Annotated in this window: 12 protein-coding genes; 9 read left to right on the top strand and 3 right to left on the bottom strand. The window is 39.1% G+C overall.

Annotated features, from left to right (window positions below; translation table 11 throughout):
* Positions 1-8 precede the first annotated feature (8 nt).
* From CZ367_RS05960 to CZ367_RS05945, 4 genes are all read left to right on the top strand, one after another.
* Positions 9-590: a GNAT family N-acetyltransferase gene (locus tag CZ367_RS05960; protein ID WP_077196038.1), complete on the top strand. Its 582-nt coding sequence runs from the start codon at positions 9-11 to the stop codon at positions 588-590.
* A 101-nt stretch (positions 591-691) separates the two neighbouring features.
* A complete protein-coding gene (locus tag CZ367_RS05955) occupies positions 692-2,728 on the top strand; it encodes a TonB-dependent receptor plug domain-containing protein (protein ID WP_077196037.1) in 2,037 nt (678 codons plus the stop codon).
* 8 nt (positions 2,729-2,736) lie between these two features.
* Positions 2,737-3,852 (top strand): YncE family protein, encoded by a 1,116-nt coding sequence (locus tag CZ367_RS05950; RefSeq protein ID WP_077196036.1) that lies wholly within the window; start codon positions 2,737-2,739, stop codon positions 3,850-3,852.
* A 17-nt stretch (positions 3,853-3,869) separates the two neighbouring features.
* The gene (locus tag CZ367_RS05945) at positions 3,870-4,886 is read left to right on the top strand and encodes a hypothetical protein (protein ID WP_077196035.1); all 1,017 of its coding nucleotides are present in this window, start codon (positions 3,870-3,872) and stop codon (positions 4,884-4,886) included.
* A gap of 315 nt (positions 4,887-5,201) precedes the next feature.
* On the opposite strand, the gene CZ367_RS05940 is transcribed toward CZ367_RS05945, so the two are convergent.
* The 3 genes from CZ367_RS05940 to rfbA form a co-directional block, all read right to left on the bottom strand.
* Positions 5,202-5,624, bottom strand: a complete 423-nt coding sequence (locus CZ367_RS05940; protein ID WP_077196034.1) for a BT0820 family HAD-type phosphatase — start codon at positions 5,622-5,624, stop codon at positions 5,202-5,204.
* A gap of 90 nt (positions 5,625-5,714) precedes the next feature.
* Positions 5,715-8,216 (bottom strand): GumC family protein, encoded by a 2,502-nt coding sequence (locus tag CZ367_RS05935; protein ID WP_077196033.1) that lies wholly within the window; start codon positions 8,214-8,216, stop codon positions 5,715-5,717.
* A 25-nt stretch (positions 8,217-8,241) separates the two neighbouring features.
* On the bottom strand, positions 8,242-9,117 hold the full coding sequence (gene rfbA / locus CZ367_RS05930) for a glucose-1-phosphate thymidylyltransferase RfbA (protein WP_077196032.1): 876 nt from the start codon (positions 9,115-9,117) through the stop codon (positions 8,242-8,244).
* A 302-nt stretch (positions 9,118-9,419) separates the two neighbouring features.
* Here rfbA and CZ367_RS05925 point away from each other — a divergent pair, with 302 nt between their 5' ends.
* The 5 genes from CZ367_RS05925 to tnpB all read left to right on the top strand — a co-directional run.
* Entirely contained in the window at positions 9,420-10,052 is a 633-nt protein-coding gene (locus CZ367_RS05925; protein ID WP_077196031.1) for a hypothetical protein, read from the top strand.
* Between the two features lie 97 nt (positions 10,053-10,149).
* The gene (locus CZ367_RS05920; protein WP_077196030.1) at positions 10,150-10,443 is read left to right on the top strand and encodes a hypothetical protein; all 294 of its coding nucleotides are present in this window, start codon (positions 10,150-10,152) and stop codon (positions 10,441-10,443) included.
* Between the two features lie 12 nt (positions 10,444-10,455).
* Entirely contained in the window at positions 10,456-10,749 is a 294-nt protein-coding gene (locus tag CZ367_RS05915) for a cell division protein ZapA (protein WP_077196029.1), read from the top strand.
* A gap of 32 nt (positions 10,750-10,781) precedes the next feature.
* Positions 10,782-12,323, top strand: coding sequence for a ribonuclease Y (rny, locus tag CZ367_RS05910; RefSeq protein ID WP_077196028.1), 1,542 nt, complete (start codon positions 10,782-10,784; stop codon positions 12,321-12,323).
* A gap of 157 nt (positions 12,324-12,480) precedes the next feature.
* The coding region (tnpB, locus tag CZ367_RS05905) for an IS66 family insertion sequence element accessory protein TnpB (RefSeq protein ID WP_077197379.1) at positions 12,481-12,764 on the top strand (284 nt) is incomplete at its 3' end.

Here is a 12,764-nt window from a genome sequence, read left to right as displayed (position 1 = left end):
AATCGAATATGAAGATACAGATTTGTCAAGCCCAAATAGACCAAGCCCCCATCGTTGCTCGTATGATAATGGAGGCAATGGACCACGATTGCTGCCAGTGGTTTGCAGGTGAACATCATACCTTAGACGACTTCTACGCCTTGATGCAGACCCTTGTAAGGCGCACCGATTCGCAATACTCTTATCGTAATACCTTGGTGGCAGTAGATGGAGAGAGTAGGGTAGTGGGCGTGTGTGTAAGCTATGACGGAAGTCAGCTTCGTTCGCTTCGTAAGGCTTTTATTGAGGGTGCAAAGGCTGCATTTGGCAAAGATTATTCTACAATTCCTGACGAAACGCAAGCAGGCGAGTTATACATCGACTCGCTTTGTGTAGATAAGAATTATCGGAAAATGGGCATTGCTTCAGCCTTGTTGCGTGCCACAATAGCAAAGGGAGAAGCTATGGGCTTGCCCACAGCCCTTTTGGTGGACAAAGGCAATCCCAAAGCCGAAAAACTTTATACCCAAATAGGCTTTGAGTACAAGGACGATAACGAGTGGGGTGGACACCCTATGCGCCATTTAGTGTACTCGTTGCGAAAAAAGTAGGAAGAAAACGAATTAAGTTTTTAGATTTTTATTTCATTGCTTTGATTGTCGTGTCTTTGTTGCGTCTATATAGACTTTTCTTTTTAAAGACATAGCCATTTATGAAATTATTGTCAATAGGTTTTTTATTATCTTGTTCGCTTGCTGCATTTGCGCAAACAATTCAAAAAGACTCTATCACAACCATTGAAGAAGTAGTGGTTACGGCACGTTTACCCCTTAGAGAGATAGTTCCTTCACAAAAATTGAAAGGAGCAGAATTGGAACGCTTGAATAGTCAGTCGGTAGCTGATGCGTTGCGCTTCTTTTCGGGTGTACAATTGAAAGATTATGGAGGTGTGGGCGGTATCAAGACTGTGGATATACGAAGTATGGGTACGCATCATATAGGCATCTTCTATGACGGAATAGAATTGGGCAATGCACAGAATGGACAGATAGACCTTGGACAATACTCGTTGGACAATATTGGCGAAATATCTATGTACAACGGACAGAAAAGTGCTATTTTCCAACCTGCTTCCGACTTCGGTAATGCTGGTAGTGTGTACATTCGTACTCGTCAACCACGCTTTACTGAAGGAAAAAACTATAATTTGAAACTAAAAGCAAAGTATGGGTCGAGCGACCTTTTCCGCTTCTCTACACTTTGGGAGCAGCGCATTTCGACTGCTGTGTCAAGCTCGTTGAATGCCGAATACATAACGTCGAGCGGTAAATATAAGTTTAATTATCGTCGTGTAACACCCAACGGAGAAGTGGCATACGATACCACAGCAGTACGTGAAAACGGAGATGTACGTGCAGAAAGGGTAGACTTGAATATCAATGGCATTATTCTACGTGGCTATTGGAACGCTAAAGCCTATCTGTATCACAGTCAGCGAGGTATCCCTGGAGCTATTGTGAATAATGTTTGGCGCAGAGGTGAGCGACAAGGCGATATGAATACCTTTGTGCAAGGTAGATTTCAGAAAGATATAAGCGACCGCTTTTCTACCCAATGGTTGGCAAAATATGCGTTTTATCGTACACATTATGTCAATCGTGACACGATGATGCTGCCTATTGACAATCGTTATTGGCAGCAAGAACTGTATCTCTCTACGGCTAACGCGTACGAGATAATGCGCAATTGGAGTGCATCGGTGAGTTACGATTTTAGATGGAATAAGCTCAATGCCGATACCTATCGCTTTGCTTTCCCTACACGTTTCTCGCACTTGGTGAGTCTTGCAACCGCATTAGACTTGAAATGGATGAAGGCACAAGTATCGGTTTTAGGGTCGTTTGTACACGATAGATTGCACCCACGAACAGAGTTTTTGGAGGAGGTGACGCGTACCAATAATATCAATAAGTTTACACCTGCATTGTTTATCGATTTCCCATTGGTGGACAAACTTTATAATGATGGGTCGTCAGCTACCTTTAGTTTGCGTGCCTTTGCTAAGCGAAGTTTTCGTATGCCTACATTCAACGATTTGTATTACACCGACTTAGGAAATGCAAACCTTAAACCAGAAAGTGCTTTACAATACGACTTTGGGGTGCGTTTTGATAAACGTTATAACAAGGGGTTGATGCGCAATTTCCACTTCCAAGCTGATGGGTATTACAACACTATTCACGATAAGATAATTGCTTATCCTAAGGGGCAACAGTTTAGATGGACGATGCTGAACCTTGGAAAGGTGCATATTACAGGATTGGACGTAATGACGTCGGTGAGCCTGCAACCTATGAAGAACTTGTTGGTAACAGGACGATTGCAATATACTTATCAAGACGCAAGAGACGTAACCGACAAGGCAGATGTGTTCTATAACGACCAAATACCTTATATTCCTTATCATAGCGGTTCGGCAATCGTAAATGTGGCTTATAAGAATTGGACGCTGAATTACAGCTTTATCTATTCGGGCAAACGTTACAATCAGCAAGAAAACATTGCGTACAACTATATGCAGCCTTGGTACACAAGCGACTTGAGTTTGCAATACGATTTCAAGGTGTGTACAACACGTATGCGTATAACAGCGGAGGTAAACAACGTGTTTGACCAAAAGTATGATGTGATACTCAATTATCCTATGCCAGGAATTAATGGGGTAGTGGGTTTCCAAGTTGAATTATAAATAAGAAGATGAAACATCTAAAATACATTATCTATTTATTGTTTGTGGCGTTTGTTGCAAGCAGTTGTAGGGAGAATGACATTATAATTTATCCAACTGAAAACAACGTTGGCGACAAGTTGGTGAGCAACTATTTAGGACTTTATGTGCTGAATGAAGGCAATATGGGGTCGAACAAGGCAACGTTAGACTATCTTGATTTGAGTACGGGAGTTTATTCTCGCAATATTTATCCTTCTCGCAATCCTAACTTGATAAAGGAACTTGGTGATGTGGGAAACGATGTACAGATTTATGGAAACAGCCTTTGGATGGTGATAAATATGTCGCATAAGGTGGAAGTGGCTGATGCTAAAACAGCTGTGAGCAGAGGGCACGTAGATATTCCAAACTGTCGTTATTTGGCTTTCGATGGTGGCTTTGCATACGTGAGTACGTATGTGGGATTGCCTAACAGTGAAAGTGTATTGGGTGCTGTTTATAAGGTTGACACCGCTTCATTGAAGGTTGTAGATAAATGTATTGTGGGTTATCAACCTGACGAATTGGTCGTAAACAAGGGAAAACTCTATGTTGCGAATAGCGGTGGTTATAACGGAATGAAAGCAATTGGCTATGATAACAGGGTGAGTGTTATTGATTTGAAAACGTTTAAGGTAACGAATACGATTAAAGTTGCACCCAACCTGTTCCGTGTACGCAATGATAAATATGGAAGATTGTGGGTTTCGTCGCGTGGAGATATGAAAAGAATTCCCTCAAAATTATTTATCGTTGAGAATGATGTTGTAGTAGATTCGTTAGATAGTCGCACTGATGGGTTCGACTTCCGTGGCGATTCGCTCATTAGCTATTCGGGAAGAGGAGCTAAAACAAAGTTTAAGGTGATTGATATAAGAACAATGAAGATGGTAAATGATGACTTCTTGAAGTTTCCTACTGATGTTCCTATCAAGACAGCTTATGGTATCATCATTCACCCTGCAACAGGTGACGTCTATGTGATGGACGCTACAAACTATGTGTCAAGTGGTAAAATATACTGCTTTGATAAAGATGGAAATTATAAGTGGCATACGTTGACAGGCGATATACCAGGGCACGCGTGCTTTTTGATGAAATAACAAAATAAGAAATAACGATGAAAAGATTTTACTTACTTACTGCAATGTTGCCAATGGCTATGGCTACATTTGCACAAAAATCGCCATTTATACAGGCGGTAGATGAATACAGACCTGCTCCAGGGCAGTTTGTCAATGTATTACCTGAACTTACTGCAGCAGATAATGCAGAAACTGCAGCAAAGAAATGTTCAGAGTCGATAGCTGGAAGACGTAACGGATATAGCGTAACTTTGGGTGCGTATGGCGGTTATATTACCTTCCACTTCGATCATTCTGTTATTAATGTAGCGGGCGAACCTGACTTAAGAATTTATGGAAACGCACATCCTGGGTCGTCAGAGGCAGGTATTGTGATGGTTTCAAAAGATGAAAATGGCAACGGAAAGCCTGATGATATATGGTATGAATTGTCGGGAAGTGCCGATGTTGATAGCGTGGGAAAGGTTATTTACGATTACGAGATTACTTATAAACCTAACCCAATGAACGATATTCCTTGGACAGATAATAAAGGAAAAACAGGTACAGTGGAACGAATAGTACTTGAGGAGTATCCTCGTGAACAAGAGTATTATCCATTGTGGATTAAAGAAGATTTGACCTTTAAAGGCACATTACTTCCCAAAAATAGCTATACGAATAAAGATGGTTGGTGGGTGCAAAACTCGTTTAGATATGGCTATGTAGATAATATTTCTAATAGCGACAAACCTGATTTTGACATTGATAATGCTGTAGATGCAAATAGAAATGCTGTAAAATTAGACAAGATTGATTTTGTACGTGTATATAATGGGTTGAACGATAAGTGTCCAAGACGAAATTGGGTAGGTGAATTGTCTACAGAGGTTTCGGGCGCAGAAGATTTACACCCCGCTGCAACAAATATTGATGCACCACTCAACTCTAATAGTGAAACAATGGTGAAGGCTATATTTACTATTGATGGTAAAGAAGTTAAAGAGTTGCAGCGTGGTATCAATATCGTGAAATTTGAAAATGGTAAGGTCAAAAAGGTTATTGTGAAGTAATGCCTTTCTATACTTCAACTCAGATTAGATATTAGAGTAAGAGTGCATTTATCATAAGTCGTTTCATACGTTTCAAAAATAGTTGAGAAAGTTCTTAAACACCTCTTAATGAACACTTTGAGTTCAACAAGAAATGTAAAAAAATAAACTTAAAAGAGGAAGATTAAAGACTTTTACATTGTATATGTAGGTCTTTGCTCTTCCTCTGTTTGATATATGGAACGTCTTTTTTGTGAGGTCTATTCTTTTTGTTTCAATGAAGATTTAATGTGAATAGATGTTCTATAAAAGTTTCTTTTAATTTTGTTCCGAAGCTTAGAAGTTCCACCAATGTTTCTTCTTAGGTTCTGGATGCGAATAGGAATGTTCTGCATAACGTAAGGTTTCCCAAGTCTCCTTATTTTTTATCATTTGGTACATTGTACCCCAATCTACCAAACCGCCAATATTGCGGTCATCGATGAACATATCGGCTTTCAACTTGCGCGAGTAATGATTGTTTTTAGAATGTTCTTCTTCTGGATAGTCCTTGTTTACTGCCCAAAAATCCACACCACGTTCGTGACACCAATCTACAGCTTCTTGTAATAATTCATCTTCACGTACACTCCAAAGAATAAGTTGGTGACCATCTTTAATTAATTGCTTGAGTGTTTCGGTGGCGAAAGGTATTTCTGAACCTATCTTAGGATACTTGTGCTCTACAATTGTTCCATCAAAATCTACTGCTATTACCATATATTATCGAAATAAAATCAAGTGTTAGAAAAAATAAAATCAAGGAATGATGTATGAAAGAACACCATTCCTTGATTGAATTACTATTTTTTATAGTTTAATCGAATTGTCTTTTTTATCGCCATAGTGGCTATTGGTATAATTACCATACTTGCCGTATGTGCTGTAAGAACCGTATTTATCACCCTTGCCATAGCCGTAACGGCCGTATTTGCCATACTTGCCATAGCCGTAGTAGTAGCCATACTTCTTCTTAGACATATCTATACCATTGAGAACGATAGACATCTTTGGTAATTTCTTTCCTGTATGGAAATCGTTAATCATACCGAAGGATGCCTTTGGAGTATAGTCTGCACGACACATATAAACCGTTGCATCAGCTATCTTACCTATTTCTAACGTATCGGTAACAAGTCCGATAGGGGCTGTGTCGATAAGTACGTAGTCGTACTCTGAACGTAGAAGGTTAAAGGTTTCGCATAATGACTCTCGAGCAATTAATTCTGTTGGGTTTGGAGGTATAGGACCAGCCATCAATAAGTCCAAATTCTTGTTCACACCAGATGGAAGTATTTGCTCTCTAAGTTCATCGGAAGTTGGATTGTTTTTCATCAACAAGTTGGTTATACCGTGCTTGTGATCGCTAATTCTGAATAGCTCGGCTAATCGAGGACGACGAATATCAAGTCCAACAAGGATAACCTTCTTGCCTAAGAGCGCAAAGCTGACCGCAAGGTTTGCAGCTGTAAAGGTCTTACCTTCGCCCGATGTAGACGATGTAAACATAATAACCTTTTGGTTTTCTTCCATAATGAATTGCAAGTTGGTTCGCATTGAGCGGAACACCTCTTCCATTTGGTTGTTTTGATTTTCGTGTACAACGATGTCTGCCTTGCCCTTTGCCGAGTTGCTTGCTACTGGTACATCGGCAATAATAGGAAGAGCTGTGAGTTTAACTACATCATCGTGACCCTCTATCTTATAGCGGAAGAACTCTATAAGGAATAGTATCAATGCTGGAAGTGCTAAGCCTAAAGCGATAGCAATGAGCATAATCATTTCAGAGTTTGGACTTACTTTTCCTGCAAATTGAGGTTCGTCAATAAGTTTACCCTTGTCTACAGTTGCCGCCAATGAGATATTATTCTCCTCACGCTTCTGTAATAACATCAAATAAAGACCCGAACGTACTTCTTGTTGGCGTCCTATTTGGTTTAACATTCGTTCTTGCAATGGTGTTTCTGCTACCTGTGAATTGTATTTACCAAATTGTCCAGCGATAGCATCTCGTTGTATTTGCAAGTTATTGCGTGCTGTTTCGATGGCACGGCGTATATTTACATTGAGATTACGTATTTGGTCTGTCAATGGTTCTACAACTGGTGAGTTTTCAGAAGCACTACGCAATAGTCGGTTGCGTTCCAATACCAACTCGTTATATTTATCGATGAGGCTTGAAGAAGTTGCATCTGTTAATCCTATATTTGAAGGAATTACTTGTGTGTAATCTCTTGAAGAGCCTTTTACTTCCGATGCAATGCTATTGAAGAGTTCTATTTGAGTATCTAAATCTGTAAGTTTCTGTTCTGATTGAGTTTGATTAGTAAAACTGCTTGTAGCATTCATTTGCAACTCAACCATACCATTCTGTTGTTTGAAGTTTTGAATTTGGCTTTCTGTTTTACCTAACTCAGCATTGATTTTACCCAATCTATTGTTAATAAATTGGTCAGTTCTAAGCGCAATTGTGTTCTTGTCTTCATTTGCTTGACGATTATATACCACTGCCAATTGTTTTAAGTAGTCGATGGCACGTTGTGGAATTTCATCAGTCAATTTTAGAAGGGCAATGCTTGTAGACTTTGAATTTTGTGCTACTTGCAATGCACCAACGTATTTGTTGCAAGCCATTTTTGGCGACTGAATATTCACATACAACTCTTCACCCTTGCGCAACATCTTTCCATTGTTTGAGGCTATAGTGATAATACCTGCACGTGTAGAAATAGTTGTAGGTAGAGTTGAAAATCTTCTATTTAATGAGTAAGGTCCTTCAGCGTCCTGCTCATTGATTGAAACAGAGTAGGTTCCGTTTACAGAATATCCATCATCATTACGTGTGATGGTAAGCTTGATGGGCTGATTAAGCTTTTCCAAGTGAGCCTTATCAATATCTACATTCAATGGTTGGTCGCCATAATAGAATACGCTCTTTACTCTTCCTTTGGTAGAATAATTAACATATAGTTTTAAGTCGCGCACTACATCTTGTGACATTGAACGTGATGAAAGTATTTCCATCTCATTGTCAATACCTGCAGAATTAGACATAATACCCAAGTTTGCCATATTTTGGAGACTTGATCTACGACCATTATTATCGGCATCCTTAATTAATAACTTGGCTTGTGTTTGATAAATTGGCGTTACATAACGTAAATAAATAGCACCTAAACCTCCACAAATGATGGCTGAGAGAATGAACCAATACCAATTAAGTACCACTGTACGAAAAATAAGTTGGAAATCAATGAATGACTTACCTTCTTCTTTTCCGTATTCAGCGTCTTTGTTTATAATTTCTTCCATATATAAAACCTAATTATTCTTTGATTTAATCGTTAGCAAGTTTGAGCAAGTATTTGCCATATGCGTTTTTAGCCATTGGTTGTGCAGTATTAATAAGTTGTTCCTTTGTTATCCAACCTTTTTTATATGCTATTTCTTCAAGGCACGAAACCTTTAAGCCTTGACGCTTTTCAATACATTCTATAAATGTGCTTGCTTCTGATAAGCTATCGTGTGTACCAGTATCCAACCACGCAAACCCACGTTGTAGGGTTTGTACCTTTAGTTGTTCTTTTGCCAAATATTCTTGATTTACGGTTGTTATTTCTAATTCTCCGCGAGCTGAGGGCTTAATATTCTTTGCTATTTCTACAACACTATTAGGGTAGAAATATAATCCCACTACAGCATAATTGCTCTTTGGGTGTTCAGGCTTTTCCTCTATACTGAGACAATTGCCATTCTTATCAAATTCTGCTACGCCATATCGTTCGGGGTCGTTTACGAAATAACCGAATACAGTTGCTTTTCCTTCTTCGTCGGCTGTTCTCACACTTTCTTTTAGCAGACTTGAGAAGCCAGCTCCGTAAAAGATATTGTCGCCCAATACCAAGCAAACATTATCGTTTCCGATAAATTTTTCACCAATAATGAAGGCCTGTGCCAAGCCATCAGGTGAAGGTTGTTCCGCATACTCAAAAGTTACCCCAAATTCGTGTCCATCTCCGAGCAATCGTTTAAAGCCTGGTAAGTCGTTAGGTGTTGATATAATCAAAATTTCCTTTATACCTGCCAACATCAATACTGACACAGGATAATAAATCATAGGTTTATCGTAGATGGGTATCAACTGCTTACTGATACCTTTTGTTATAGGGTAAAGGCGTGTGCCAGACCCTCCTGCGAGAACAATACCTTTCATAATTTCTAATTATTTTATTTTTATTTTACGCAACCTAAATTCAACTCTTGTTCGATAGTATGAGTTTTATTATTTTTCGAGTCTTATTCTTTTAAACCATTTGTGCTGCACAACTTGGCCAATTGTTCTCATATATCGTTGAGTTATTTTATATGTGGCAAAGGTAATCAATTAAATTGATATTTTGCCTTTGTGTGAAAAAAAATATCCATAAATCTATAAATCTTATTTTATTTTCTTAACTTTGCAATCCTTAAAGAGTATTTACTCTATTTTAAAATCACATATATTAAAGTTTTATAATGGGAATCTTTTCAAAGATATTCAATAGCAATAAAGACGAACAAGAAAAAGTTGGAGGAATGAACGACTATATGACATTGGTCAGAGTTTATTTCCAAGCATCATTGGCTGCCAAGTTGGGCATCACTAATTTGGCTTCATTGCCCGACTTGCGCACTTATAAGCAAACTTTCAAAGTACCTACTGTAAATAACAAGTTGGGAGTAGGCGAGAAAACCAGTGTAAGAAAAACAATGAAAAACCTATATGGAACATCTGACTTGTTCTTCGATGAGATAGATAACAGCATCAAGAAGAATTGCAAGAAATTGCAAGATGTGCAAGGCTATCTTTACCAATTCCAAGCATTTTCACAAGATTTGATGATGTTGATTGGCAACTTGATGAAATTCAAACTACGTGTTCCAGGCTTCTTCAATAAGATAATTTACAAGATGACCGAAAAAACCGTTGACGATATTTTCACCAAAAACGACTTCTCCGACCCTGCTGTTATCAAGTCGGTAATGTCTATTCGCCAACTCAGTCAACGTCTTGGATTTTCACGCCAATGGTGTGTCGACTTTGTTTATCAAGTCGTTATGTTGGCAAAGAAAGAACCTCGTCAGGGTGACGACCAAGCTAATTCATAACAAAGTTGTGGATATAGCCAAACATTAAAATAATCTATCAATAATTTTGATAAGTTGAAAGTTTAATGTAAATTTGTAGCCAAAACGATGTAAGTATATGAATGCGAATGAGAAAACACTAAATACATTTGCAACACGTGTAAGACAAATGATTCTCCAGTATCAAGAATTGAAACAGGAGAATAACGAGTTGTATGAATTGGTGGACCAACGTGATAAAGAGATTGCACAACTAAAATCACAGTTAAATCAAGCGCAAAGCGAATATAGTTCATTAAAAATGGCTAAGATGATTGAGATAAGCGATGGCGATATGGAAAGTGCACAAAAGCGCATTGCAAAGCTCATCAGAGATGTAAACAAGTGCATCACCCTCATTAGTGAGAAATAAACCGTAAAAAGAATGGCTGACGATAAATTACATATAAGGTTGCACGCCTACGATACAGAACTTTCTGTAAATATACGACGTGAAGACGAAGAGTATTATAGAGCTGCAGCAAAACTTATAACAGAGAAAGTAAATTCTTATTCACAGCTTTTCAAAGGTAAGAAAAGCGATAAGGACATACTTTATATGTCAATGCTCGACATTGCGCTCCATTATAAAATGGAAGGAGCACGCAATGACACAGCCCCATTCAGCGAAATTCTTGGTCAACTCACTTCAGAGATTGAAGAAGCACTCAAAAAGTAATCAAGGATAATCAATAATTTAATAAATAGGAAATGAGCCCAATATTAGCAATTATAATTGCCGTGGCATGTCTTGTATTAGGATGTGTTGGCGGCTTTGCAATGTTTCGTTACGTTATAAAAGGCAAGTACGAAGAGACGATAGAGCAAGCAAAGAAAGATGCTGAAGTATTAAAAGAGAAAAAACTATTGGAAGTAAAAGAAAAGTTCTTGAACAAGAAAAGCGAACTTGAAAAGGAGGTACAACAGCGCAACCAAAAATTCCAACAAAACGAAAATCGCCTCAAGCAACGTGAAATATCACTCAATCAGCGTCAAGACGATATTAACAGACGCAAGCAAGAGGTAGACCAGCAGCAACAACGTATTGATAACGACAAGAAATTGCTCCAAATAAAGGAACAAGAACTTGAAAAACAGCAAGAACTTGAACGTGCAAAGCTTGAAGAACTTTCAGGTTTGAGCGCAGAAGAAGCTAAAGAACGCTTGGTGGAAAGCCTTAAAGACCAAGCCCGACTTGATGCTGCATCATATATCAACGAAATAGTTGACGAGGCAAAACTCAATGCTAATCAGCAAGCAAAGAAGATAGTTATACAGACTATTCAGCGTGTAGCAACCGAAACAGCTATTGAAAACTCGGTTAGTGTTTTCCACATTGATAGCGATGAGGTAAAGGGACGAATTATTGGGCGTGAAGGTCGCAATATTCGTGCTTTGGAGGCTGCTACAGGTGTAGAAATTGTTGTAGACGATACCCCTGAAGCTATTGTTATTTCAGCTTTCGACCCTGTGCGCCGTGAGATTTGTCGCTTGGCACTCCATCAGTTGGTAGCCGATGGTCGTATCCACCCAGCTCGTATCGAAGAAGTAGTAGCTAAGGTGAAAAAACAATTGGATAATGAGATTATCGAAACAGGAAAGCGTACCGCTATCGACCTTGGTATTCACGGCCTCCATCCTGAACTTATCCGCATTGTAGGTAAAATGAAGTATCGTTCATCATACGGACAAAATCTTCTCCAACACGCTCGCGAAACTGCAAATCTTTGTGGTGTTATGGCAAGCGAATTAGGACTCAATCCTAAGAAGGCTAAGCGTGCAGGTTTGTTGCACGATATAGGTAAGGTGCCTGATGAAGAAACCGAACTTCCACATGCTATCTATGGTGGTCGTGTAGCCGAAAAATTCAAGGAAAAACCTGAAATTTGCAACGCTATTGCAGCCCATCACGATGAAGTAGAAATGACAAGCCTTATTGCACCAATTGTACAGGTTTGCGATGCTATTTCGGGTGCTCGCCCAGGTGCACGCCGTGAAATTGTAGAAGCATACATCAAGCGATTGAACGATTTGGAAGCCATTGCAATGAGCTATCCTGGTGTAACAAAGACCTATGCTATTCAGGCAGGACGCGAACTTCGTGTAATTGTGGGTGCTGATCGTATGGACGATACACAGACCGAAAACCTCAGTACCGAGATTGCAGAGAAGATACAAAACGAGATGACTTACCCTGGACAGGTAAAGATTACCGTTATTCGTGAAACACGAAGCGTATCTTACGCTAAGTAAAATATTTATTTATCATTATACCAAACGGCTGATAGAAGTCTCTTCTATTGGCCGTTTTTTATTTCTATCCTCTTATTTTATCGTAAGCATCGTAAGCATCCAATATTAGCCGCCTTTGTGTAACATTCTTGCTTTACTACCTTTGCCCGAAAAACTTATGTTTGTACTCAACGAAACAAATGTTTTTCGGGTTTGTTGCACTCCTGTGGACATGCGTCAGGGTATTCTTCGCCTGTCCCAATTGGTACGCAGCAATGACTTCAATCCTTCTGATGGTGTTGTCTACGTTTTCTACAATCGATCCCGTAACCGAATTAAATTGCTGCACTGGGAACGCTGTGGTTTTGTCGTGTATCATAAACAGATGGCACAGGGTTGCCTGAGTCCTAAAATCATACGGGCGAGAACTGGATTTTATGAACTTCGCTGGGACGAATTGGT

Origin of the sequence: Prevotella ihumii, assembly GCF_900155655.1 — a bacterium.
Taxonomy (GTDB): Bacteria; Bacteroidota; Bacteroidia; order Bacteroidales; family Bacteroidaceae; genus Prevotella; species Prevotella ihumii.
Note: the sequence above shows the minus strand (reverse complement) of the source record. Positions and strands in the feature narration are given on the sequence as shown.

What these genes read in the sequence shown, in the direction of transcription:
- CZ367_RS05955 (WP_077196037.1), top strand. Translation starts at nt 692, where the DNA reads ATGAAATTATTGTCAATAGGTTTTTTATTATCTTGTTCGCTTGCTGCA.
- CZ367_RS05940 (WP_077196034.1), bottom strand. Translation starts at nt 5,624, where the DNA reads ATGGTAATAGCAGTAGATTTTGATGGAACAATTGTAGAGCACAAGTAT.
- CZ367_RS05915 (WP_077196029.1), top strand. Translation starts at nt 10,456, where the DNA reads ATGGCTGACGATAAATTACATATAAGGTTGCACGCCTACGATACAGAA.
- CZ367_RS05960 (WP_077196038.1), top strand. Translation starts at nt 9, where the DNA reads ATGAAGATACAGATTTGTCAAGCCCAAATAGACCAAGCCCCCATCGTT.
- rny (WP_077196028.1), top strand. Translation starts at nt 10,782, where the DNA reads ATGAGCCCAATATTAGCAATTATAATTGCCGTGGCATGTCTTGTATTA.
- rfbA (WP_077196032.1), bottom strand. Translation starts at nt 9,117, where the DNA reads ATGAAAGGTATTGTTCTCGCAGGAGGGTCTGGCACACGCCTTTACCCT.
- CZ367_RS05925 (WP_077196031.1), top strand. Translation starts at nt 9,420, where the DNA reads ATGGGAATCTTTTCAAAGATATTCAATAGCAATAAAGACGAACAAGAA.
- CZ367_RS05950 (WP_077196036.1), top strand. Translation starts at nt 2,737, where the DNA reads ATGAAACATCTAAAATACATTATCTATTTATTGTTTGTGGCGTTTGTT.
- CZ367_RS05920 (WP_077196030.1), top strand. Translation starts at nt 10,150, where the DNA reads ATGAATGCGAATGAGAAAACACTAAATACATTTGCAACACGTGTAAGA.
- CZ367_RS05945 (WP_077196035.1), top strand. Translation starts at nt 3,870, where the DNA reads ATGAAAAGATTTTACTTACTTACTGCAATGTTGCCAATGGCTATGGCT.
- CZ367_RS05935 (WP_077196033.1), bottom strand. Translation starts at nt 8,216, where the DNA reads ATGGAAGAAATTATAAACAAAGACGCTGAATACGGAAAAGAAGAAGGT.